The organism is Actinomadura sp. NPDC048021, assembly GCF_040653135.1.
Lineage (GTDB): Bacteria > Actinomycetota > Actinomycetes > Streptosporangiales > Streptosporangiaceae > Spirillospora > Spirillospora verrucosospora.
This window is the reverse complement of record NZ_JBEZJQ010000002.1, coordinates 264,877-286,606: the sequence shown is the minus strand read 5'-3', so window position 1 is coordinate 286,606 and position 21,730 is coordinate 264,877. Positions and strand designations below refer to the sequence as shown.

21 protein-coding genes, 1 pseudogene and 1 riboswitch are annotated in these 21,730 nt (G+C 72.9%); of the genes and pseudogenes, 15 read left to right on the top strand and 7 right to left on the bottom strand.

The window, feature by feature from the left end; translation table 11 throughout:
* Window positions 1-40: 40 nt before the first annotated feature.
* Window positions 41-247, bottom strand: coding sequence for a heavy-metal-associated domain-containing protein (locus tag AB0C87_RS04585; protein ID WP_141579550.1), 207 nt, complete (start codon window positions 245-247; stop codon window positions 41-43).
* A 198-nt stretch (window positions 248-445) separates the two neighbouring features.
* Here AB0C87_RS04585 and AB0C87_RS04580 point away from each other — a divergent pair, with 198 nt between their 5' ends.
* The gene (locus AB0C87_RS04580) at window positions 446-1,309 is read left to right on the top strand and encodes a DNA-formamidopyrimidine glycosylase family protein (RefSeq protein WP_345171683.1); all 864 of its coding nucleotides are present in this window, start codon (window positions 446-448) and stop codon (window positions 1,307-1,309) included.
* Between the two features lie 123 nt (window positions 1,310-1,432).
* On the opposite strand, the gene AB0C87_RS04575 is transcribed toward AB0C87_RS04580, so the two are convergent.
* Window positions 1,433-1,732, bottom strand: coding sequence for an SSI family serine proteinase inhibitor (locus AB0C87_RS04575; protein ID WP_360576541.1), 300 nt, complete (start codon window positions 1,730-1,732; stop codon window positions 1,433-1,435).
* 209 nt (window positions 1,733-1,941) lie between these two features.
* On the opposite strand from AB0C87_RS04575, the gene AB0C87_RS04570 reads away from it, so the two are divergent.
* The 4 genes from AB0C87_RS04570 to AB0C87_RS04555 all read left to right on the top strand — a co-directional run bounded on the left by AB0C87_RS04570 (window position 1,942) and on the right by AB0C87_RS04555 (window position 6,962).
* Window positions 1,942-2,277, top strand: coding sequence for a rhodanese-like domain-containing protein (locus tag AB0C87_RS04570; RefSeq protein ID WP_353833406.1), 336 nt, complete (start codon window positions 1,942-1,944; stop codon window positions 2,275-2,277).
* Window positions 2,278-2,510: 233 nt separating this feature from the next.
* Window positions 2,511-2,628: riboswitch (TPP riboswitch) on the top strand.
* Window positions 2,622-3,968 (top strand): cytosine permease, encoded by a 1,347-nt coding sequence (locus tag AB0C87_RS04565; protein ID WP_345171677.1) that lies wholly within the window; start codon window positions 2,622-2,624, stop codon window positions 3,966-3,968. (Overlaps the previous riboswitch by 7 nt.)
* 64 nt (window positions 3,969-4,032) lie before the next feature.
* Window positions 4,033-6,045, top strand: coding sequence for a PAS domain-containing protein (locus tag AB0C87_RS04560; protein ID WP_345171675.1), 2,013 nt, complete (start codon window positions 4,033-4,035; stop codon window positions 6,043-6,045).
* Window positions 6,046-6,416: 371 nt separating this feature from the next.
* Window positions 6,417-6,962 carry an ATP-binding protein gene (locus AB0C87_RS04555; protein ID WP_345171673.1) on the top strand — a complete coding sequence of 182 codons (546 nt, stop codon included), beginning with the start codon at window positions 6,417-6,419 and terminating at the stop codon, window positions 6,960-6,962.
* A 181-nt stretch (window positions 6,963-7,143) separates the two neighbouring features.
* On the opposite strand, the gene AB0C87_RS04550 is transcribed toward AB0C87_RS04555, so the two are convergent.
* Window positions 7,144-8,352, bottom strand: coding sequence for an arginine deiminase (locus tag AB0C87_RS04550; RefSeq protein ID WP_345171671.1), 1,209 nt, complete (start codon window positions 8,350-8,352; stop codon window positions 7,144-7,146).
* A gap of 42 nt (window positions 8,353-8,394) precedes the next feature.
* Here AB0C87_RS04550 and AB0C87_RS04545 point away from each other — a divergent pair, with 42 nt between their 5' ends.
* The 5 genes from AB0C87_RS04545 to AB0C87_RS04525 all read left to right on the top strand — a co-directional run bounded on the left by AB0C87_RS04545 (window position 8,395) and on the right by AB0C87_RS04525 (window position 13,840).
* Window positions 8,395-9,714: an MFS transporter gene (locus tag AB0C87_RS04545; RefSeq protein WP_360576539.1), complete on the top strand. Its 1,320-nt coding sequence runs from the start codon at window positions 8,395-8,397 to the stop codon at window positions 9,712-9,714.
* A 69-nt stretch (window positions 9,715-9,783) separates the two neighbouring features.
* Window positions 9,784-10,389 (top strand): RNA polymerase sigma factor, encoded by a 606-nt coding sequence (locus tag AB0C87_RS04540; protein WP_345171667.1) that lies wholly within the window; start codon window positions 9,784-9,786, stop codon window positions 10,387-10,389.
* On the top strand, window positions 10,382-11,302 hold the full coding sequence (locus AB0C87_RS04535; RefSeq protein WP_345171665.1) for a CU044_5270 family protein: 921 nt from the start codon (window positions 10,382-10,384) through the stop codon (window positions 11,300-11,302). Before AB0C87_RS04540 ends, AB0C87_RS04535 begins: the two co-directional genes overlap by 8 nt.
* 328 nt (window positions 11,303-11,630) lie before the next feature.
* Complete coding sequence (tuf, locus tag AB0C87_RS04530) at window positions 11,631-12,812, top strand: elongation factor Tu (RefSeq protein ID WP_360576537.1); 1,182 nt, start codon at window positions 11,631-11,633, stop codon at window positions 12,810-12,812.
* Between the two features lie 155 nt (window positions 12,813-12,967).
* Window positions 12,968-13,840, top strand: coding sequence for an endonuclease/exonuclease/phosphatase family protein (locus AB0C87_RS04525; RefSeq protein WP_345171661.1), 873 nt, complete (start codon window positions 12,968-12,970; stop codon window positions 13,838-13,840).
* A 178-nt stretch (window positions 13,841-14,018) separates the two neighbouring features.
* On the opposite strand, the gene AB0C87_RS04520 is transcribed toward AB0C87_RS04525, so the two are convergent.
* From AB0C87_RS04520 to AB0C87_RS04510, 3 genes are all read right to left on the bottom strand, one after another.
* Window positions 14,019-15,575, bottom strand: a complete 1,557-nt coding sequence (locus AB0C87_RS04520; protein WP_360576534.1) for a long-chain-fatty-acid--CoA ligase — start codon at window positions 15,573-15,575, stop codon at window positions 14,019-14,021.
* A gap of 87 nt (window positions 15,576-15,662) precedes the next feature.
* Window positions 15,663-15,833 carry a hypothetical protein gene (locus AB0C87_RS04515; protein WP_345171658.1) on the bottom strand — a complete coding sequence of 57 codons (171 nt, stop codon included), beginning with the start codon at window positions 15,831-15,833 and terminating at the stop codon, window positions 15,663-15,665.
* Window positions 15,834-15,884: 51 nt separating this feature from the next.
* Window positions 15,885-16,511, bottom strand: a complete 627-nt coding sequence (locus tag AB0C87_RS04510) for a hypothetical protein (RefSeq protein ID WP_345171656.1) — start codon at window positions 16,509-16,511, stop codon at window positions 15,885-15,887.
* A gap of 120 nt (window positions 16,512-16,631) precedes the next feature.
* Here AB0C87_RS04510 and AB0C87_RS04505 point away from each other — a divergent pair, with 120 nt between their 5' ends.
* Together AB0C87_RS04505 and AB0C87_RS04500 are read left to right on the top strand one after the other, a co-directional pair.
* On the top strand, window positions 16,632-17,348 hold the full coding sequence (locus AB0C87_RS04505; protein ID WP_353833018.1) for a response regulator: 717 nt from the start codon (window positions 16,632-16,634) through the stop codon (window positions 17,346-17,348).
* Window positions 17,345-18,454 (top strand): HAMP domain-containing sensor histidine kinase, encoded by a 1,110-nt coding sequence (locus AB0C87_RS04500; RefSeq protein ID WP_345171652.1) that lies wholly within the window; start codon window positions 17,345-17,347, stop codon window positions 18,452-18,454. The genes AB0C87_RS04505 and AB0C87_RS04500 overlap by 4 nt, the downstream gene beginning before the upstream one ends.
* Window positions 18,455-18,811: 357 nt before the next feature.
* Here AB0C87_RS04500 and AB0C87_RS04495 read toward each other — a convergent pair whose 3' ends face one another.
* Complete coding sequence (locus tag AB0C87_RS04495) at window positions 18,812-19,165, bottom strand: hypothetical protein (RefSeq protein ID WP_345171650.1); 354 nt, start codon at window positions 19,163-19,165, stop codon at window positions 18,812-18,814.
* 220 nt (window positions 19,166-19,385) lie between these two features.
* Between AB0C87_RS04495 and AB0C87_RS04490 the strand changes: the two genes are divergently transcribed.
* From AB0C87_RS04490 to mptB, 3 genes and pseudogenes are all read left to right on the top strand, one after another.
* Entirely contained in the window at window positions 19,386-19,721 is a 336-nt protein-coding gene (locus AB0C87_RS04490; RefSeq protein ID WP_179831569.1) for an STAS domain-containing protein, read from the top strand.
* 139 nt (window positions 19,722-19,860) lie between these two features.
* A complete protein-coding gene (locus AB0C87_RS04485) occupies window positions 19,861-20,592 on the top strand; it encodes a glycosyltransferase family 2 protein (protein ID WP_345171647.1) in 732 nt (243 codons plus the stop codon).
* Window positions 20,589-21,296, top strand: a pseudogene (mptB, locus tag AB0C87_RS04480) (polyprenol phosphomannose-dependent alpha 1,6 mannosyltransferase MptB); the annotation flags it as partial. The gene AB0C87_RS04485 and the pseudogene mptB, both read left to right, overlap by 4 nt.
* Window positions 21,297-21,730 lie beyond the last annotated feature (434 nt).

Sequence of the window (21,730 nt, the reverse complement as noted above, 5' to 3'; positions counted from 1 at the left end):
CGAGGGACGCACCCCGCCGCGGGGGCGAGGCGCGGTCCGCTCAGGAGGTCAGCTGGTATCCGGCCTCCTCGACGGCGTCCTTGACCCGGGCGTCGTCGAGGGGGGTCTCGCTCGTGACGGTGACCCTGCCGGTCTGGAGGTCGACGTCCACGCCGGTCACACCGGCGATCTGCTCGACCTCCTCGGTCACCGAGCTCACGCAGTGGCCGCAGGTCATTCCGCTGACGGTGTAGGTGGCGGTGCTCATCGTCTTCTCCCTCGGTGTTTTACCCCTGGGGGGTATCTCGTGGGCCTCATGCTGCCATAACCGGACACCCGTGACAACCCCTGGGGGGTATGGGTGATTCCGAGATCCGGGTCACACCGCCCCCAGGGTTTTCCACAGGCGTCCACAGGGCTGTGGACGGACGTTCCGGCAGCGTGCCTCGTCGCGGATACTGAACCCATGCCTGAGCTACCTGAGGTGGAGGCGCTGGCGGGGTTCCTGCGGGAGCGCGCGGTCGGCCATGCCGTCGCCCGCGTCGATGTTCTCGCCATCTCCGCGCTGAAGACCTACGACCCGCCGGTGACCGCGCTCGGCGGGCTGACCGTCACCGGCGCGACCCGGCACGGCAAGTTCCTCGACCTCGACGTCGACGGGCTGCACCTCGTCGTCCACCTCGCCCGCGCCGGCTGGCTGCGCTGGCGCGACGAGATCCCGGCCAGGCCCGTCCGGCCCGGAGGCAAGAACCCGCTCGCCCTGCGTGTGCACCTGGACGACGGCTCGGGCTTCGACCTCACCGAGGCCGGCACCAAGAAGGGCCTCGCCGTCTACGTCGTCCGCGACCCCGACGACGTGCCCGGCGTGGCTTCACTCGGCCCCGACCCGCTGGACGAGTCGTTCACCACCGCCGCCCTGGCGGGGATCGTCAACGGCAAGCGCAGCCAGATCAAGGGGCTGCTGCGCGACCAGAAGGTGATCGCCGGTATCGGCAACGCCTACTCCGACGAGGTGCTGCACGTCGCCAGGATGTCCCCCTTCAAGATCGCGTCCTCGCTGACCGAGGAGGACGTCGCCGTCCTGCACGAGGCGATCGTCACCACGCTGCGGGACGCGGTGGAGCGCTCGCGCGGCCTCGAAGCCCAGGACCTCAAGGGCGAGAAGAAGACCGGCCTGCGGGTGCACGGGCGCGCGGGCGAGAAATGCCCGGTGTGCGGGGACACGGTGCGCGAGGTGTCGTTCGCCGACTCGGCGCTCCAGTACTGCCCCACCTGCCAGACGGGCGGCAAGCCGCTCGCCGACCGCCGCATGTCCCGCCTCCTCAAGTAGCGGGCCCCGGGCGCCGTGAGACGGGCCAGGCCCCGGCGGGTGCCGGGGCCTGGCGACGGGAGTCGGGGACGGAGCCGGAACGGGGATGGCTCGTCCGGACGGGACGAAGGATCGGGGACGGGATCAGCGGACCTTCGGGACGTTCCCGAAGACCGGGCCGATCTGGCTCCAGCGGTGCAGCTGGCAGCCGTCGTCGCGGGTGAACGTGGTGTCGATCCGCTTGCCCTGCCAGGTGCCCTCGACCGTGGCGATCTCCGGACCGCCGTAGATCTTGGTGCACATCTGGTCCTTGGGGACGGGCGCGAAGGGATCCTTGACCTTGGTGAGCGCCGCGCAGGCGCCGGCCGCCTCGGGATGGTCCCCGCCCGGCGGGGCGCAGGTCAGCCTCCAGGTCTCGGCGGGCGCCTCCTTGGAGGCCTTCACCCGCACGGTGAGCGTGTCCGCCGGTGAGCCGGACGGCTGCACGGACGTCGTGCCCGAAGGCGCTCCGGCGGAGTTTCCGTTTGCCTGTTCGTCGCCGCAGGCGGCCGTGGACAGGAGCAAGGCCAGCCCGGGCGCTGCGAAAACGAGCGTCCGATACCGCATGCGTGATTCGACGCAGGGGGGCTTCGCACGGTTCCATGGGGGGTGTGATGAATTTCGGGGAAGACGTGCCGGCCGTGGTCGCCGCGGATGTTCCGCAGGACGGCTACCTGCTGGACGTCCGGGAGCAGGACGAGTGGGACGCGGGCCACGCGCCCGCGGCGGTCCACATCCCCATGCGCCATCTCGGCGACCGCGCCGGCGAGATCCCCCGCGACCGGGAGGTCTACGTGATCTGCCGGTCCGGGGCGCGGTCCGCCCAGGTCACGTCCGCGCTCAATCAGGCGGGGTGGCTGGCGAGGAACGTCGGCGACGGCATGCACGGGTGGGCCGAGGCCGGCCGGCCGATGGAGGGCGCGGGGGACGGTCCGCCGTACGTCGCGTGAGCGTCGATGTCGCTGCGTGAGCGTCGATGTCGCTGCGTGAGCGTCGATGACGTCGCGTGAGCGTCGATGACGTCGCGTGAGCGTCGATGACGTCGCGTGAGCGTCGATGACGTCGCGTGAGCGTCGATGTCGCTGCGTGAGCTCGATGACTCTGGGGGATCTGAAAACTTTCGCGTGATCTGACCCGGTTGCCCTCTTCTGGGGCGTGACGGGCGGTTGTACGATCGGGCCTGACCGATGACCGCGGGAGCTCGGGCCACAGCCGGGCTGAGAGGGCGGCCTCCAAGGCGTCGCCGACCGCATGAACCTGTCCGGGTAATGCCGGCGTAGGGAGTGTGTGTCCCGTGACGTCCGACGTCGAAAAGCGCCCTCAGGGCGAGCGCGCCCCCGACGAGGTCCCCTTCACCCTCGACGAGCCGGCCCCCAAGGTCCTCGGCTTCTGGGACCAGAGCGCCTTCTGGGGGAACCTCGGGGTCAGCCTCCTGGCCTTCTCCGGCGCCTACACCGTCCTCGCGCCGGACGCCGGCGGCCGCCCCACGATCTCGATCATGGCGGGCATCGTCGCGATGGCCGTCGGGACGGCCCTCGGCGGGCTGATGCTCGGCCTGGCCGCCGTGCCCGGCGCGCGGACCGGGCAGCCCGCGATGGTGCTGCTGCGCGGCCTGTTCGGCGCGAAGCTGTCGTACGCGCCGACCGTCCTCAACATCGCCCAGCTCGTCGGGTGGGGGACGTTCGAGCTGATCGTCATCGCCGACGCCGCCCGCGAGCTGTGGGACGGCGTCCCGCGCTGGGGCTACGTGGTCGCCGCGGGCGCGATCACCACCGTGCTGACGGTCTGGCCGCTCGGCTCGGTGCGGCTGCTGCGCCGCTACGTGACCGTCGCCGTGGCGATCGCGCTCGTGTACTTCTACGTCCAGCTCGTCCGGGAGCCGCTGCCCGACCTGACGCAGGGCTCCTGGGGCGGGTTCTGGCTCGGCGCGGACGCCGCGCTGGCCGTGTCGATCTCCTGGGTCCCGGTCGCCGCCGACTACACCCGGCACGCGCGCACCGAGCGCGGGGCCTTCGGCGCCGCGGCCGTCGGCTACTCCGTCACGCAGATCGTCGCCTACGTCCTCGGGCTGCTCGCGCTGGCGCTGGTGGCGGGCGACTCGAGCAGGATCTTCGACCCGTTCCTGGGCGTCTCGCTGGGCGTGGTGTTCTTCGCCGTGTTCGTGCTGCGGGAGGCCGACCAGTCGTTCGCCGACACCTACTCCACGGCGGTGTCGATCCAGAACCTGTTCCCCCGGGCCGACCGCCGGGTGCTGAGCGTCGCGCTCGGCGTCGGCATCACCGTGCTCGCGCTGGTCCTCGACATCGGCGACTACGCGGGCTTCCTGTCGCTGATCGGATCGGTGTTCGTGCCGATGCTGGGCGTCCTCGCCGCCGACTTCTTCCTCGGCCGCCGCCGGGCCGGCGGCTGGGACGTCTCGCGGACCGCGCCGTCCCGCTGGGGCATGATCGCGGCATGGGCGATCGGGTTCGTCGTCTACCAGCTCGTCAACCCGGGCACGGTCGCGCGGTGGACCGCTTTCTGGTCGGACGTGCGGGACGCGCTGCACTTCACGCCGCAGGCGTGGATGAGCGCCTCGCTGCTGTCGTTCCTGGTGGCGGGGGTCGCGGCCCTGCTCATCGGTAGGCTTACCAGACGGTAAGGTTTGGGTCGAAAGCAAGTTTCGGCGCAAGTTGCCCGGCGCCATGCCGGAGTGCGGTGGCACGATGACAGACGTGTATCAGCACGTGCACGATCCGATCGCGCGGGCCGTCATCGAGAGCGCCGCCGACGCGATCGTAGCCGTGGACCAGCGGCACCGGGTCACCGTGTGGAACCCGGCGGCCGAGCGCATGTTCGGCTGGAGCGCCGAGGAGATGCTCGGCCGGGTCCCGCCGATCGTCCCCGACGAGCTGAAGGCCGAGCACAACGCCGTCCAGGAGCGGCTCCTCACCCGGCGCGGCGGCGAGGGCGAGACCGACGGCGGGCAGATCTCGATCGCCACCCGCCGCTTCCACCGCGAGGGCCGGCTCATCGACGTGCGCATCGACACGAGCCTGCTGAAGGATCCGAGGGGCACGCTGCTCGGCTGGGTCGGGGTGTACCACCCGGTCGAGGACGACGAGATCGTCCAGAACCGGATGACCGAGCGGGCCCGGCTGGTCCGGCGGCTGAACGACATCGTCGCCGACCTCGGCGCCGAGCTCGACCTGGCCGTCGTGCTCGACCGGATCACCGCCGCGCTCATCGAGCTGACCGGCGCCGACGCGGGCGGATTCGTCAAGATCGAGGGCGAGCGGCTGCGGCTGGTCAGCATGTCGGGGCTGCCGGAGCGGATGCGCGGCCGGTGCGCCGAGCTGCGGCCGAGCCTGGTCGGGGAGCTGCTGCGGTCGGGCAAGACCGTCAAGCTCGCGACGGGCGAGCGGCGCCTCGGCGACCTGATCTGGTCGGAGCTGCCCGGCCTGCACACGATCGCGCTCGGCCTGTCGTACCTGCAGAACCGGCCGTACGGCGCTCTGTACGCGCTGTTCTCCGGACGCAAGGTCGGGCACACCGAGCTCGAACTGCTGGAACTGCTCGCCGGGCACGCCGGGGTCGCGGTCGGCAACGCCGTCGCCTACGCGGAGGTCGTCCGGCAGCGGGCCCACGAGCGCGCCGTCATCGACTCCAGCGCCGACGGCATCGCGGTGCTGGACCACGACCTCGTCGTCCGGCACTGGAACAACTCCGCGCACACCCTGACCGGCATCCCGCCGGAGGACGCGATCGGTCGCCCGCTGCCCTTCGACATGCCCGATCTCGGCGAGATGCTCACGTTCCGCCTGGAGTCGGGCACGTGGCTGAACGTGCTGGCCGCCGAGATCGAGGAGACCGGCGAGCTGGTCGTCGACTTCCGCGACGTCTCGGAGGCCAAGGCGCTGGAGGAGGCCAAGGACCTGTTCCTCGCCACGACCAGCCACGAGCTGCGCACCCCGATCACGGTCGTGCAGGGGTTCGCGTCCACGCTGGTCAACCGGTGGGACGAGCTGACCGACGCCGACCGCCGCGCCGCGGTCGCCACCATCGCCGAGCGGGCCCAGTCGCTCGGGCGGCTCGTGGAGCACCTGCTGCTCGGGTCGCGCGCCGGGGCCGACGAGCTGGCCGTGACGATCGAGCCGTTCGATCTCGGCCGCGTCCTGGAGGGCGTGGTCGCCGGGTTCCGCTCGCTGTCGCCGCTGCACCGGGTGGAGCTGGAGATCGCCCCCGACCTGCCGCCGTGCAGCGGGGACGCGATGGCCACCGACATCGTCCTCGGGCAGCTGCTGGAGAACGCGTTCAAGTACTCCCCGGACGGCGGGACCGTGCGGGTGCGGGCCCGCCGCGAGGGTTCCGGCATCGTCGTCACGGTCTCCGACGAGGGCATCGGCATCCCGGTCGGCGACCATGAGCGGATCTTCGAGCGGTTCGTCCAGGGCGACGCGGGCGATCGCCGCCGGTTCGGCGGCATCGGGCTCGGCCTCTACATCGTCAGACGGCTGACGGAGGCGCAGGGCGGCACGATCTCCGCGCACCCGGCCGAGCGTGAGACATCTCACATCGAAACCCCCCAAACTCTGAATAACCAGTCAAATCCCTCTGAAAACACCCACGAAGAACAGGCGGGTCGACTACTCTCCGTCACGAACGGGCGGGGACCCGCAGGTGGCGCGCGGGCGGGCGAGGGGACGTGCATGCGCCTGGTGTTGCGTTCGGCGCGCTGAGCGGACGGTTACTTACCGTGCGGACAGTCCGTCCCGGGCGGTCCGGTGAGACGGGCGTGACCAGCGCTTTCGGCGGTCTCGCGGGGTGGCAGGCTGGGAACGGTGCGGAGAAGTGCGGTGACGGCGGCGTGTGACGGACGAAACGCGTGCGCGAGGAGTAAATCCGCCGTTGGCTGGATAGATCCTTGGTTGGTCGCCGTTGGTGACGAGATTCCGATCCCGGGGGTGATCACCGTGACCGGACGGCTGATGACTCGTTGTGCAGGTGGTGAACTGGTTCGTCCTGGTTTCCCGTCATGGCCATCAGGGCATTTCGGACGTACCGGAAGGGTGATGACGGGACTCGTCCGAGTGAGCGGAGCATCGGGGAGGTGAGGGCGTCGAGCGTCGTACTGCTACCACACGCACCGTCCAGCGTCGCGGTCGCCCGCAGGCGCCTCAGCTCGGAGCTGGCCGATTCGGGCGTCTACGACTCCGTCGTGGACGACGCCAGTGTCATCGTCAGCGAGCTGCTCAGCAACGCACTGCGGCACGCGCGGCCGCTGCCGTCCGGCCAGGTGAAGGTCTGCTGGCTCTGCCGCGGCGACCTCCTCGAACTGGAGGTCAGCGACGGCGGCGCCATGACCGAGCCGCGCCGGGGACCGGGCACGCTCTCCTCGCTCGGCGGGCGCGGGCTCGGCATCGTCGAGGCGCTGTCCGAGGGCTGGGGGGTGCGCCACGAGGACGGCACCACGACCGTCTGGGCCATCCTGCGGACGCCCAGGTCGTCCGGCGACGAGCGGATGGCCGCTCCCGCCGGCGCGCACGCCGTCGTTCCGGATCTCTCCGCCTTTCCGGACCTGCTCGACGAGCCGGATGAAGACCTCTGCAACGGAACCAGGAGTGAAGTAGCTCCAAGTCGGGCATATCCGGCATAGAGCGACCCTGCCTGGAAGGAACCCCGCCCGACCTTGTATGGTCCTCTCCAACGCTCGGGCGATGTCGTGCCCCCGTCGACATCGCGAGCGTTGATGGTTCTTCCCGGCGCCGCGCGCCTCTGAGCCCCCGGCGCCGGGAAGAACGCAGAACCCTCTTCTCCCCGGCCGCCCCGGGCGCGGCTCAGATCTCCTCGCGCAGGATCGGGCACGACATGCAGCGGGGACCGCCCCGCCCCGTCCCGAGCTCGCTCCCGCTGATCCGGATGACCTCGATCCCGGACGCCTCCAGCTGCGCGTTGGTCTCGATGTTGCGCTCGTAGGCGACGCACAGGCGCGGCGCCACGGCGAGGGTGTTGTTCCCGTCGTCCCACTGCTCGCGCTCGGCGGTGACCGGGTCGAGACCGGTGTCGATCACCTTGAGGCGGTCCAGGCCCATCGCGTCGGCGGCGGCCTGGAGGAACGGGCGCGGCTCGGCGACGCGCAGGTGGCCGTCGTCCAGCGTCACCGTGTAGGCGGTGAGCGAGTGCGCCACCGGCGGGTACATCACGACGGTGTCGACGTCGACCATCGTGCAGACGGTGTCGAGGTGCATGGTGGCGCGCTCCTGCGCGATCGGCACGGCCAGCACCGTGCGGGCCAGCCCGGCCCCGATCACCTGGCGGGCCAGGCGCTCGACGCCCGCCGGCGTCGTCCGCTCGCCGGTGCCCACGGCGATCACACCCGGGCGCAGCAGCAGGACGTCGCCGCCCTCCAGGTGCTCCAGGGACGGGCTGTAGACCGGCTCCACCCCGGCGAACCGCGGATGGTGCGCGTAGATCAGGCCGGTGAGGGCCGACTCGCGCCGCCGCGCCTCCATCGCGAGGCTCGTCACCGCCACGCGGTCGCCGATCCACGTGCTGTTGTCGCGCGTGAACAGCAGGCCCGGCAGCGGGTCGACGATGAAGTCCCGCTCGTCCATCAGCCGGTAGACCAGGCCGTGCCCGGCCTTCAGCTCCTCGTGCGCGAGCCCGGCGATCAGCGTGTGCGCGAGGTTCTCGGGGTCGAGCCCGCGCAGGTGGTCCTCGACGACGCGGCGAAGCTGGTCTCCGAGGCGCAGGTCGACGATGGCGTCGGCGATCGCCTGCTCGCGCGCGGCCTCGTACTCCAGGGCGTCCTGCAGCAGCTCGGTCACGTACAGGACCTCGACGCCGCGCGACCGCAGCGCCTCGGCGAACGCGTCGTGCTCCTCCTGCGCCCGGCCCGCCCACGGGATCGCGTCGAACAGGAGCTTGTCGCTGTTGCGCGGGGTCAGCCGCTTGAGCTCCGCGCCGGGGCGGTGCAGCAGCACCGTCCTCAGCCGTCCGACCTCGCTGGTGACCCGGTGCTCGTGCGCTGTCTTCGCTGCCGTCACCCTCCGCAGTCTAGGCGGCGGACGATATGCCACCATTCGAGGGTGATCGGCAGGAACGCGGGGCTGCCCCTCCACCTCACCTCGGCGACGATGCTGCGCGTCTCCGCCGAGGGCGTCGCGACCGCGCTGGTCCTGACCGTCCAGGCGCGGACCGGCCACGCCGCCACCGCCGGGTACCTGCAGACCGCGATGACGCTGCCGTACGTGCTGAGCGGCCCCGTGATCGGGAACGCGCTGGACCGGGTGGCGCGTCCCCGCCGCGGCGCCGTCGCCCTCGCCGCCTGCTACGTCGCCGCGACCGGGCTGCTGCTGGTCCTCGCGGGACGCTCGCCGCTCGCCCTGGCGCTGGTCGTCGCCGCCGTGATCGGCTGCACCGAGCCCATCGTCGTCGCGCTGACCAGCCTGCTGCCCCGGTTCGTCCCGGCCGGCCGGCTCTCGCGCGCCTACGGGCTGGAGGCCTCCAGCTACAACCTCGCCGGGATCGCCGGCCCCGGCCTCGCCGCCGGCCTGGCCGCCCTGGCCGGCGGCCAGTACGCCGGGACCGCCGTCGTCGCGGTCGGCGTCCTCGGTCTCCTGACCCTCCCGTTCCTGCCCTTCCCCGGCCCGTCCGCGAGCGCCGACGCGGACGCGCCGGGCACCGCGGCGGTGGAGGCCGCGGCCAACACCGGCGCGGTCGGCGGGCGGGCCGCGGCCATCGAGACCGAGACGGGCGCGCGGACGCGGCCGCCGCCGGCCGGGGTCGGCTCAGTGATCACAGGCGGGCTGGTGGTGCTGGCTCAGGGCCGGGTGCTGCGGGGCCTGACCGTCGCGACGACCCTCGCGTGGATGGGCTTCGGCGGCGTCGCCGTCACGGCGGTGCTGCTCGCCGAGCACATCGGCGCGCCGCCCAGCGCGGGCGGGCGGCTCCTCGTGGCGATGGCGGTCGGCTCGCTGATCGGCTCCCTGGCGTCCAGCCGGTGGCTGACGCCCCGGCACGCCGAACCCGTCATGATCGCCGGACTCGTCGCGTTCGGCGCGTCGCTCGCCGCGCTCGCCGTCACGCCCTCCCTGCCGTGGGCGACGGCGGCGTTCGTCGCCGCGGGCGTCGCGGAGGGGCCGGTGTTCGCGGCCACGCTCATGCTGCGCCAGCGCGAGTCGCCCCCCGACCGGCTCGGGCAGGTCAACACCACGGCCGGCAGCCTCAAGATCGGCGCGTCCGCGGTCGGCGCCGCGCTGACCGCCGCGTCCGCCGACGCGATCGGCCCGGTCGGCCTGGTCCTCGCGATCGCCGGGTTCCAGATCGCCGGCGCCCTGCTCGGCTATCTCCTGCTCCGCGCGCCGGAACGCGAGACCCGCGCCGCCGTCGTCGAGGACGGCTCCTGAACCGGAGGGACCCGTACGAGGCCGCACGGGCAAGAGGGGGTGAAACGTCCACGACCGAGAGGCCCGCGCATGCCGACCACGAGCCGCTCCTCGCCCCCGCGGCCCGAGCCCGCCGCCGATGACGACCCCACCGACGCGTCCCTGATCGCCGCGTCCCGGACCGAGCCCGAGAGGTTCGCGGGCCTGTTCCGCCGGCACGCCCCGGAGATCATGCGGTACGCGGCGCGGCGCCTGGGCCGGGACGCCGCCGAGGACGTCGTCGCCGAGACCTTCCTCGTCGCCTTCGACCGCCGCCGCCGCTACGACGCGGCGCGTCCCGACGCGCGGCCGTGGCTCTACGGGATCGCGACCAACCTGATCCGCCGCCACCGCCGCGCCGAGGTGCGGGCCCTGCGCGCCCTCGCGCGCAACGGACTCGACCCGGTCACCGAGCCCTTCACGGACGCGGTCGAGGACCGCGTCCAGGCGGGCGCCCGGTCGCGGGCGGTCGCCGCGGCCATCGCCGGTCTGCCCGCGGCGCAGCGCGAAGTGCTGCTGCTGGTGACGTGGGCGGGGCTGACCTACGACGAGGTCGCCGAAGCCCTCGCCGTGCCCGCCGGGACGGTCCGGTCCCGCATGAACAGGATCCGCCGCAAGCTGCGCGAAGCCCTCGCCGAGGAGGACCACGATGGATGAGCTCAAGCTGGTGGAGCGGCTGCGCTCCGAGGTCCCCGCGGACATCGACGTGACCGGGGCCGAGAACCGCTGGCGGCGGCGGGCGTACGGCGGGCCCGTCCGGCGGCGGCGCCCGCTGCTGCTGTCCGGCGTCGCCGCCGCGGCCTGTGCGGGTGTGGTGGCCACGTTCCTCGCCGGTCACCGGGAACCCGGGCGGACGGCCGAGGTCGCCGCCGTCCTCGACCGGGCCGCCGACCGGGCGGCGGCCGCCCCGGCGCCCCGCGCCGACCAGATCGTCTACCAGGAGACCGTGACGCGGCGGCGGGTCGGCGGCACGGGCCGCTGGTACGAGGTCCGCACCCGGACCTGGCTCCCCGCCGGCGGCGCGGGGAGCGGCCTCGTCATCGAGAAGAACTCGGTCCGGCCGCGTCCGGGCGAGGAGCTCCCGCCGGACGGCGAGAGCGTGGTCGGCCCCTGCCCGGCGTCGCCGCCGATCGAGCGCCCCTACCTCGGAGCCCTGCCCACCGACACCGGCGCCCTGCTCGACCTCCTGGCGGACCAGGGCGAGGGCGACCGGGGCGACCGGCAGTGGGCGGCCGCGTCCGACCTGATCGACCGGCCCGCGCCGCCCCGGGTGCGCGCGGCGCTGTACCGCGCGATCGCCGAGATCCCCGGGGTCCGGCTGAGGGACGACGGTGTCGACGCCGCGGGACGCCACGGGGTCGCGGTCACCCGCACCCGGGACGGCGTCCGCGACGAGCTCGTCTTCGACCGGGCGAGCCACCGCTTCCTGGGCACCCGCGACGTCGTCGCGGGCAAGGGCGGCCCGTTCGGTGTGCCGGGCACCACGACCCAGTCCAGCGCCCTTCTGGACACCGCGATCGTCGACCGTGCCCCGCTCCCCGGCCCTGACGCGACCCCGTCCGGCTGCTGAACCCCGGCACCCGGTGACCGGCCCTGCCCCGACGGCGGGGCCGGCTGCCGTGAAGCATCGGAAAACCTGTCGACTTCCGCCGGAGGCGGCCGTAATGTCCGGGGCATGTTCCTCGCAGCCGGCACCCGGACGCTCGCAGGCATCGCCCTGCTGAGCGCGGTGCCGGCTGCCTTCTCGGCGGCAGCCGACGCGGTCGTCTTCGACGGCCTGCGAAGCTGACCCCTCTCCGTCCCACCCTCCGGAGAACCAGCGGAGGGGGGTCGTCACCGGACCGGCGCCCGAGTGCGCGCGGTCGGTTCTCACCGGATCCACCAGTGAGGACGAGACGATGGCCAAGCAGCTCTACGAGCGCGACAAGCCGCACCTGAACATCGGCACGATGGGGCACGTCGACCACGGCAAGACCACGCTGACCGCGGCGATCACCAAGGTGCTCGCCGACCGCGGGCTGGCGTCCCCGGTGCCGTTCGACCGCATCGACCGCGCGCCCGAGGAGCGCGACCGGGGCATCACCATCAACGTCGCGCACGTCGAGTACGCGACCGCGACCCGGCACTACGCCCACGTCGACATGCCCGGCCACGCCGACTACGTGAAGAACATGATCTCCGGTGCCGCCCAGGTGGACGGGGCCGTGCTGGTCGTGTCCGCCCAGGACGGCGCCATGCCGCAGACGCGCGAGCACGTCGTGCTGGCGCGGCAGGTCGGCGTCGGGCACATCGTGGTGGCGCTGAACAAGGCCGACATGGTCGAGGACACCGAACTCCTCGACCTCGTCGAGCTGGAGGTCAGGGAGTTGCTCACCGAGTACGGCTTCCCGGGCGAGGAGGTCCCGATCGTGCGCGTGTCCGGGCTCCGGGCGCTGGAGGGCGACCCGTACTGGACGGCCCGGATCGTCGACCTGCTCGACGCGATCGACGCGTACGTGCCCGTGCCGCGCAGGGCGCTCGACGAGCCGTTCCTGATGCCGGTCGAGAGCGTGTTCACGATCACCGGCCGCGGCACCGTCGTGACCGGCGTCGTGGCGCAGGGCGCGATACGGAGCGGGGACGCGGTCGAGGTCGTCGGGCTCGGCGACACGTTCGGCTCCGTCGCGACGGGGCTGGAGACGTTCGGGCGGACGATGGAGTACGCCGAGGCGGGCGACAACACCGCCATGCTGCTGCGCGGCGTCAAGCGGGACCAGGTGCGGCGCGGCCAGGTGGTCAGCGCGCCGGGCGCGATCCGCCCGCACCTGCGGTTCCGGGCCCTGGTCCGGGTGCTCGCCGCCGACGAGGGCGGGCGGAGCAGGCCGTTCCTCCACGGCTACCGGCCGCAGTTCCACTTCCGCACCACGGACGTGGTCGGCGCCGTGGACCTCGGCGAGGGCGGCATGGCGCTGCCCGGCGACTCGGTCGAGATGGCCGTCGAGCTGGGCAAGCCGGTCGCGATGACCGAGGGGCTCGGCTTCGCCGTCCGCGAGGGCGGCCGGACGGTCGGCGCGGGCACCGTCACCGCGCTGCTCGACTAGCGGCAGAGGGGCCCCGGCACTCGCCGGGGCCCCTAACCTTGATCGGGCAGCCCCCGGCCTCCCGCCACCGAGTGGTCGCGAACGGCTGGCGGATGCGATCTTGATGTGGTGAGATTCCGACATCACCCCCGCAGATCCCCCCGTCTGGAGCACGTGTGCGATCCCCCCGCGCCCTGATTCCCCTGCTCTCGGTCTGTGCGGCCGCCGCGGTCGTGACCGCCGCCGCCACCGGAGCCAGCATCGAGGGCCTGCCGGGCGGGGGTGGTCCCGCCCACGCCGACGGGGCCGCACCCCGCCCCGCCGCCGTGACGATCAACGCGGTGAGCTGGAACGTCTGCGGCGGCTCCGACTGCCCCACCGGCACCGCGCCCGCCAAGCTCACCAAGGAGATCGTCCAGCGGATGCGGGAGACCGAGGTCGGCGGGCGCACGGTGCGCCCCAACGCCGCCCTGCTCCAGGAGGTCTGCGAGGGTCAGGTCCGCTCGTTCAAGACGTCCCTGCCCAGGTGGAGCTGGGCGTTCGCGCCCGGCGACGGGACGTGCGCGGCCGGGCAGGGCCGCGCCGGCGTCGCCATCGGCACCGACGCCCCGCTCACCGCGCAGCGGCAGGTCAAGCTGCCCGCGTCCGACGGAGTCAGCCGCATCGCCCTGTGCGGCGAGGTCCCGTCCTGGACGACCCGCGTCTGCGTCACCCAGTTCAGCGCCGCTGAGAGCGGCCAGTGGCGCCGCAAGGAGGCCGGCGCCCTCGCCACCCTCGCGGGCACGGACCGCGTTCTCGTCGGCGGCGACCTCGCCGACGTCCCGGAGAGCACGGCCCTCGACCCCCTCTACGCCGCCTACGACGAGTGCGACCAGACCGGGGCATCCAGGGCGGGGGCGAACACGCGGCAGAACTGGCAGGGCACCGCGCTGGACAAGACCGACTACCTGTTCATCGGCAAGTCGGCCGCCGTCTCCTGCAGCGTCCCGGCGGCCCCCGTCAAGGCCTCGGACCACCGCCCCCTCTCCGCAGTCGTCCGATACCAGTAGTTCTGCGTTTTTCTCCTCCTTCGGGCCTTGGCGGCCCTCCATCGTCGACAAACGCGGGCGATCGCTGGCATCGCTCCGTCTCGCCTTGCGGCTCGCTGCGCGATCAGGTTCTCGCTCCGCTCGAACCTGCCTTCGGACGCGATCGCGGCTCTTCGGGTTGTCGCGGGTGAGGGGAGATTCAATTAACCCCGCGGTCGGTGTTCTGCCAGTAGGGGGCGCGGAGGTCGCGCTTGAGGATCTTGCCGGTGGGGTTGCGGGGGATCGCCTCGCGGCGCTCGACCGAGGTGGGGCACTTGAAGTGGGCCAGGCGCTCGCGGCAGTAGTCGATGATCTCCTGGTCGGAGACGTCCTCGGCCGCCACCACGATCGCCTTCGGCGTCTCGCCCCAGCGCTCGTCGGGGACGCCGATGACCGCGCAGTCGCTGACGGCGGGGTGGCCCATCAGGACGTTCTCCACCTCGGCGGGGTAGATGTTCTCCCCGCCGGAAATGATCATGTCCTTGACGCGGTCGTGGATGTAGAGGTAGCCGTCCTCGTCGAGGTAGCCGGCGTCGCCCGTCCGGAACCAGTTGTCCTCCGACAGCGCGCTCGCCGTCGCGTCCGGCATGCCCCAGTAGCCCTTCATGTTCTGCGGCGTCCGGCAGATGATCTCGCCCACCTGCCCGGTCGGCAGCTCGTCCCCGGTGGCCGGGTCCACGATCCGGAGCTCGGTGTTGTCGTTCGGGAGGCCGGCGCTGCGCAGCCGGTGCGCGTTCGGGCCGTCCGGGTCGTGGTCCTCGGGCGGCAGCGAGGTGATCGCGCCGGTGACCTCCGTCAGGCCGTACACCTGCCGGAAGTCGGTCGTCGGCAGCATCGCCATGGCGGTGCGCAGGACGTCCTCGCTGATCGGGGACGCGCCGTACAGCATGAGCCGCAGGCTGGACATGTCGGCGGCCGTGACCTCGGGGATCAGCGGCATGAACTGGAGCAGCACCGGGACGAGGAAGATGTGCGTGACGCGGTGCCGCTCGATGCCCCGCGCGATCGCCGTCGGGTCGGGCTCGCGCGTGACGACCCCGGTGAGGCCGTTGTAGACGGCGGAGACGGTGAGCACGTTGCCGGCCACGTGGTACATCGGCATCGCGATCATCAGCACGGACGACGCGTCGATGTCCCACACGTCGTTGGTCACCGCGAGCGCCGACAGGAAGTTGTCGTGCGTCAGCATGACGCCCTTGGGCAGGCCCGTCGTGCCGGACGAGTAGAGCTGGACGAACACGTCCCCGCTGTCGGGCTCGTACGCCGGGGGCTCGGCGGGGGCCGCGTCGATCCAGGCGGCGTAGTCCTGGTGGGCGTGGCCGGCGCCGGAGACGACGACCGTCAGGTCGGTGTGCTCGAGCTTGCCGGCGATCGCGTCCAGGACGGGGAGGAACTCGGGGCCGACGACGAAGACCTTCGCCTGGGCGTTGTTGACGATGTAGGCGACCTCGTCGGGCGCCAGCCGGTAGTTCACCGGGACCTGCGCGGCGCCGATCCGGGTCGCGCCGAAGAGCAGCTCGGCGTATTCGAGGGAGTTCTTGTCGAGGACCGCGACCCGGTCGCCGGGGCCGAGCCCGGCGGCGGCGAGCGCCGCGGCCACCCGGTCGACGCGCCGGTCGAAGTCGCCGTAGGAGATCTCGGTGTCGCCCGCGATGTACGCGACACGGTCGGGATAGGCGAGCGCTCGTTCGCGCAGCACTCCGTCAAGACCTGGCACGAGGGTCTCCTTCGCCGATGACCGCCTGGTTATTCCGGCATCATGCGGTCACCGGCGACATCGCGGCAAGGGGATCGGGCCGCTCGCCTAGCGGCTTTTCGACAACTTGGAGACCGCGGTCACGGCGAGTACCACCGCGACGGCGACGAGTCCGATGAAGAAGAAGAACTTCAGCATCGAGAAGATCGCGCCGATGACGGTGACCACCAGCCACACCGCGAGGACCACACCGAGGACGGTCAGGATCGTCTTACCCATGGCTCCACCGTATGCGCTCGCTCCCCGGGGGTCATCAGCCTCGGGAACGACCTAGGCACCGCCGTGCGGCGGAGGAGGACCCTGAGGACCCCCGGGGACCGGACCCTGACCCGGGCCGGGGAAAGGCTGCTGGTAGGACGGCGGCTGCATGGGTTGGCCGGGGAACGGCGCCCCGCCCGGCATCGGCGGCCCGCCGGGGGCGCCCGCGTTCCAGGGCTGGGACGCGCCGCCGGTCTTGGCCGTCAGCACGCGCAGCCCCGCGAGCCCCGCCGCCACCACCAGCGCCAGGAGCTCGTACGCCTGGTACCGCCCGAAGGCGGGCTTCAGCAGCGCCGTGACGAAGTGGCCGCTCGGCAGCCCCTGATCGGACAGCACGACGCCGAGGAACACGCCCATCCGTCCGCCGACCTCCATCGCCACGTACGCCGACAGCCCTGCCGCGATCGGCGCCAGCGGCCCGCGGGGCCGCGTCAGCAGGACGGCCGCGCCGACCACCACCCCGGCGAACAGGCACGCGATCAGGAAGTAGGCCGGGGACGTGCGGAACCCCAGCATGGCCGGCGACGCGTACGACCGCACGGTCATGAACAGCGCGGCGACGCCGGTGGCGACCGCGCCCCCGACCAGGATCAGGGCGATGACCCCGCCGTTGGAGGTCGCGGAGCGATTCTGCGGCATCGCGCCATTAAAGCGATGTTCGTCCGATTTCGCAGGCCGCCCAGGTGAAAGCATGATCGACTCCTTACGGGGTGGTGACGTGCCGGACGGGTCCCGCGGCGGGGGCCCTAACTTTGAGGGGTGAACAGCGCCCCCCATGCCGGACGCGTCCTGGTGGTCGACGACGACCCGACGGTCGCCGAGGTCGTCGCCCGCTACCTGGCCCGCGACGGACACGAGGTCGTGTGCGTCGCCGACGGCCGGACCGCCCTGCGCAGGGCCCTCGACGAGCCCCCGGACCTCGTCGTCCTCGACCTCATGCTGCCCGGGATGGACGGCCTGGAGGTGTGCCGGCGGCTCCGCGAGACCTCGACCGTCCCGATCGTGATGCTGACGGCGCTCGGCACGGAGACCGACCGGCTCGTCGGGCTGGAGACCGGCGCCGACGACTACGTCACGAAGCCGTTCAGCCCCCGCGAGCTGGCGCTGCGCGTCCGCTCGGTGCTGCGGCGGGCGCGGGGCGCGCTCGTCCCGACCGGCCCGTCCGGCCCGCTCCGCGACGGCGGCCTCGTCGTGGACGTCGGCGCGCACGAGGCGGAACTGCGCGGCGAGCGGCTCGCGCTCACCTCCCGCGAGTTCGACCTGCTGGCGTTCCTGCTGCGCCATCCGCGGCAGGCCTTCACCCGCGACGAGCTGCTCGAACGCGTCTGGGACTGGACGTTCGGCGACTCCTCCACGGTGACCGTCCACGTCCGGCGGCTGCGCGAGAAGATCGAGGACGACCCGACCGCGCCGCGCCGCATCGTCACCGTGTGGGGCGTCGGCTACCGCTACGAGCCCGCGGAGACCGGCCGATGATCCCGTTCGAGGACCTGCTCTGGGTGGTCTTCTACGCGGCGCTGGCCGCGTTCGCCGTCGCGGCGGTCGCCCTCGCCGCGCTGCACGCGCTGCGCGCCCGCTCGGTCGCCACGCAGCTGGTCGTCGTCGGCGCCGCCACGGTGCTGGCGACCATCTCCGGCATCCTCGTGATCTCGTTCATGATGCTGCTGAACGACCACGACCGCTCGGTGGTGCTCGCCGTCGTGACCTCCGCCGGACTGGTCGCGATGGCGGTGTCGGTCCTGCTCGGCCGCCGTCTGGTGGCCGCGAACCGGACCCTGGTCGAGGCCGTCCGCGCGGACCGCTTCCGTCCCCCCTCGGCGCACCTCCCGGCCGAACTGGCGGAGCTGTCCCGCGAGCTGGAGGCCGCCTACGACCGGCTGGCCGCCGCGCACGAGCGCGAGAAGGCCCTGGAGGCGAGCCGCCGCGAGCTGGTCGCCTGGGTGAGCCACGACCTGCGCACCCCGCTGGCCGGGCTCCGTGCGATGGCCGAGGCCCTGGAGGACGAGGTCGTCGCCGACGAGGAGACGACCCGCCGCTACCACGGCCGCATCCGCGTCGAGGTGGAACGGCTCACCGAGATGGTGGACGACCTGTTCGAGCTGTCCCGCATCCACGCGGGCGCCCTGCGCCTGTCCCGTGAGCGCGTCGGCCTCGCGGACCTGGTCGCCGAGGCGGTCGCCGGCACCGAGGCGCTGGCCCGCGCCAAGGGCGTCCGGCTGCGCGGCGAGGTCCGGGAGGGGCTGCCCGTCCAGGTGGACGCGGGAGAACTCGGCCGTGCGCTGCGCAACCTCGTCGTGAACGCGATCCGGCACACCCCGGGCGACGGCGCGGTGGAGATCACCGGCGAGGTCCGCGGCGGCGAGGCCCGGGTGACGGTGGCCGACGCCTGCGGCGGCATCCCGGAAGGCGACCTGCCGCGCGTGTTCGACGTCGCGTTCCGCGGCGAGGCCGCCCGGACCCCGGGCGGCGGCGCCGGCCTCGGCCTCGCCATCGCCCGCGGCATCGTCGAGGCCCACGCGGGCGAGATCGGCGTCGCCAACACCGGCCCCGGCTGCCGCTTCGAAGTCCGCCTTCCGTGTTAGCTTGCTTTTATCTTCTCCTTCGGGCCTGGCGGCCCTCCATCGGCGATAAAAGCGGGCGATCGCTGGCATCGCTTCGTCTCGCCTTGCGGCTCGCTGCGCGATCAGATTCTTGCTTCGCTCGAATCTGCCTTTGGACGCGATCGCGACTTCTCAGGTTGTTGGGTGGTTGCTCCCAAGGCCGCGGTTGGCGTAGTAGACGGCATTTGTCGCTGTCGGCTCTCCGCCGCCCTGACACTCGGGGCGATTGCTCGCTTCGCTTCGCTTTGGCTCGCCTTGCGGGATCGGGTTCGCTGGGAACTGCCTTTGGGCGCGATCGCAAGCATTGAGGTGTTGCGTGGGTTCGCGCGTCCGGGTGGGTCAGGGGTCCAGGGCCTCGGTGACGGTGCGGTAGGTGGCGCAGGGCCAGCGGGACATGCAGGCGCGGCAGCGGCGGATGGGGCGGTCGGGGTCGCTGGTGATGCCGCCGGCCTCCTGCGGGCGGTGCAGGTCGACCAGGCGCAGGGTGAGGTCGGCGAAGGCGATGACCTCCTCGCGGGCGCCGGCGAGGAAGGCGAGGTCCTCGCGGGACAGACGCGTCCGGACCGGGACGAAGCCGTCCTTGTTCACCAGGCGGAACAGGACCTGGGTGGACGTTCGCCACGTGCTGGACTTCGCCGCCCGCGCCCGGATCGTCTCCAGGCGCTCGCGCAGTCGACCATGCCGCTGTTGCACCCGTTCAGGTTCCCCTACTCCGGACGATCGTGCGGGAAGAACCCGCGATATCGGCGGACCGGATCGGCGCCTCGGAACGCTGAAATCGTTACATTACGGTGCGTAGTACTCAAAGCGTGCGGGACTGGCAAGGCGGCGACACGCCCCGGAAACACCCACGGCGCAGGGGACTTGGCGAACCGCCTGGCTCCCGGGCCGTTCGCGAGATAGTGTGCCGGACGTGGAGCTAAACGTCTCGACCGCGTCTCAGGGGGGTCACGCCGTTGTCACGGCGACCGGTGAGCTCGACCTGTACACCGCGCCACGGTTGCAGGCGGCCCTCGCGGGCCTGCTGCGCGACCAGGCCGACCACATCGTGGTCGACATGAGCGGCGTGGAGTTCTGCGACTCGACGGGCATGAACGTGCTGCTCTCGGCCATGAAGCGGCTGAAGGAGCAGGGCGGCGCGCTGGAACTGGCCGCGCCGCGCCCCGCCGTGAAGCGGATCCTGCAGGTGACCGGGCTCGACACCGTCTTCACCGTGACGGAGGCGGCGCCGGTCCTGGACGCCGGCTGACCTTTCCGGCCCGTCGTCCTCGACCGCCGGCGCCGCGGGTGAACCCCGCGGGTCGCCGACCTGTCCCGCGGGTAATGGCTTGGTCCGTTACCTCGTGCCCTGCGGCACCGCGCGCCCGTCCCCGACTACGATCGCGGTTATGCAGGACGTAGCGGTATGCATCCCGGCCAAGGACGAAGCCGACCGCATCGCGGCCACGGTCAAGGCCGCCCAGGAGCTTCCCGGGGCCGACCTGGTCGTGGTGATCGACGACGGCTCCTCCGACGGCACCGGGCGGGTGGCCCGCGAGGCCGGGGCACGGGTCGTGCGGCACAGCCGGAACCGGGGCAAGGGCGCCGCGATGGAGAGCGGGGCCGAGGCCGTCCGGCTGCTGGACGAGGGCCGCGACCAGCCCCGCCACCTGCTGTTCCTGGACGCCGACCTCGCCGAGACCGCGCGCGAGGCCGCGCCGCTGGTCGAGCCGGTCAGGTCCGGTGAGGCCGACATGACGATCGCCGTGTTCACCACGACCGTGAAGCTCGGCGGGCACGGGTTCGTGGTCCGGCTGTCCCGCGACGGGATCCGCCGCGCCACCGGCTGGGAGGCCACCGCGCCCCTGAACGGGCAGCGCTGCCTGACCCGCGCCGCGTTCGACGCCGCGCTCCCGCTCGCCGCCGGGTTCGGGGTCGAGACCGCGCTCACCATCGACCTGCTGCGTGCCGGGTTCCGGGTGACGGAGGTGGAGGTGCCGCTCGCGCACCGCGCCACCGGCACCGACTGGCGCTCCCAGATGCACCGCGCCCGGCAGTTCCGGGACGTGGCGCGAGCGCTCGCCGCGCGCGAACCGGCGGTGGCCAGAGGGCTCGACCGCCTGCGCGGCAGCCGCCCGTGACCCGTCTCGGCACGGGCGGGCTGTGGGGGATCGGAGCCGGCGTCGCCTGCTTCGCCGCCACCGCGCTGCTCGGGCCGTCGGTGTTCGAGCCGGAGCTGGAGGGTCCGCGCTCGGAGCCGCCGTACGCGCTGGACGTCCACCCGTCGCCGTACCTGGTGATCGGCCTCGTCGTCGCGGGGATCGTCGTGAGCGCGCTGGGGCTCGGCCTGTGCTTCGCCGCCGTCCGCAGGGGCTGGCGCGTGCGGGCCCTGCCGCTGGTCGCCGCGGGCCTGCTGGCGGCGGTCGCGTTCATGTTCATGCCGCCGGTCGGGTCCACCGACCACCTGAACTACGCCTCCTACGGGCGGATGGCCGCGACGGGGCACGACCCGTACCGCACGAGCGCCGTCGACCTGCCGAAGGACCCGGTCGCCGGGGCGCCCGAGGAGTGGCGGACGACGCCGTCGGTGTACGGGCCGGTCGCCACGGGCGGGCAGGCGTTCGCCGCGTGGATCGGCAGCGGTTCGGTGCGGCTGACCGTCTTCGTCCTGTCGGTGCTGAACGTGCTCGCGTTCGCGGTGACGGCCCTCGTCCTCTACCGGATGTCCCGGACGGAGGAGCGGCGGCTCCGCACGGCGCTGCTGTGGACGTGCAACCCGCTCGTGCTGTTCCACCTGGTGGCGGGGGCGCACAACGACGTCCTCGCGATCGCGCCGATGGTGGCCGCGCTCGCCGTCTTCGGCGGCGCGGCCGCGGGCCGGGCGGGCTGGGCGCGCTCCCTGGCGGCCGGGGCGCTCGCCGGGCTCGGGACGGCGATCAAGCTGCCCGCCGCGCTCGTCGCCGGAGGGCCCGCCTGGGTTCTGCTGCGCCGCACCCGGACGGAACGCCGCACGTGGCCGATCGGCCATCTGGCCGCGCTGCTCGGCGGGGCCGCGGCCGTCACGGCGCTGTCCTACGCCCTCGCCGGGCCGCACGCCCTCGACCAGGTCCGCGAGGCCAGCAACATGGTCTCCTTCGCGACCCCCTGGCACCTGCTGGACGAGTCGCTCGGCCGCGGCTCGCAGCGCGAGGTCATCAAGCTGGGCGCGATGCTGCTCGGCCTGGCGCTGCTCGTGCTGCTCGCCCGTGCCCTGCCCAGGGAGGACCCCCTCGTCCCCGG

Coding starts and splice junctions, on each gene's coding strand:
- tuf (WP_360576537.1), top strand. CDS start 11,631: ATGGCCAAGCAGCTCTACGAGCGCGACAAGCCGCACCTGAACATCGGC.
- AB0C87_RS04540 (WP_345171667.1), top strand. CDS start 9,784: ATGCCGACCACGAGCCGCTCCTCGCCCCCGCGGCCCGAGCCCGCCGCC.
- AB0C87_RS04580 (WP_345171683.1), top strand. CDS start 446: ATGCCTGAGCTACCTGAGGTGGAGGCGCTGGCGGGGTTCCTGCGGGAG.
- AB0C87_RS04560 (WP_345171675.1), top strand. CDS start 4,033: ATGACAGACGTGTATCAGCACGTGCACGATCCGATCGCGCGGGCCGTC.
- AB0C87_RS04570 (WP_353833406.1), top strand. CDS start 1,942: ATGAATTTCGGGGAAGACGTGCCGGCCGTGGTCGCCGCGGATGTTCCG.
- AB0C87_RS04515 (WP_345171658.1), bottom strand. CDS start 15,833: ATGGGTAAGACGATCCTGACCGTCCTCGGTGTGGTCCTCGCGGTGTGG.
- AB0C87_RS04535 (WP_345171665.1), top strand. CDS start 10,382: ATGGATGAGCTCAAGCTGGTGGAGCGGCTGCGCTCCGAGGTCCCCGCG.
- AB0C87_RS04510 (WP_345171656.1), bottom strand. CDS start 16,511: ATGCCGCAGAATCGCTCCGCGACCTCCAACGGCGGGGTCATCGCCCTG.
- AB0C87_RS04500 (WP_345171652.1), top strand. CDS start 17,345: ATGATCCCGTTCGAGGACCTGCTCTGGGTGGTCTTCTACGCGGCGCTG.
- AB0C87_RS04485 (WP_345171647.1), top strand. CDS start 19,861: ATGCAGGACGTAGCGGTATGCATCCCGGCCAAGGACGAAGCCGACCGC.
- AB0C87_RS04585 (WP_141579550.1), bottom strand. CDS start 247: ATGAGCACCGCCACCTACACCGTCAGCGGAATGACCTGCGGCCACTGC.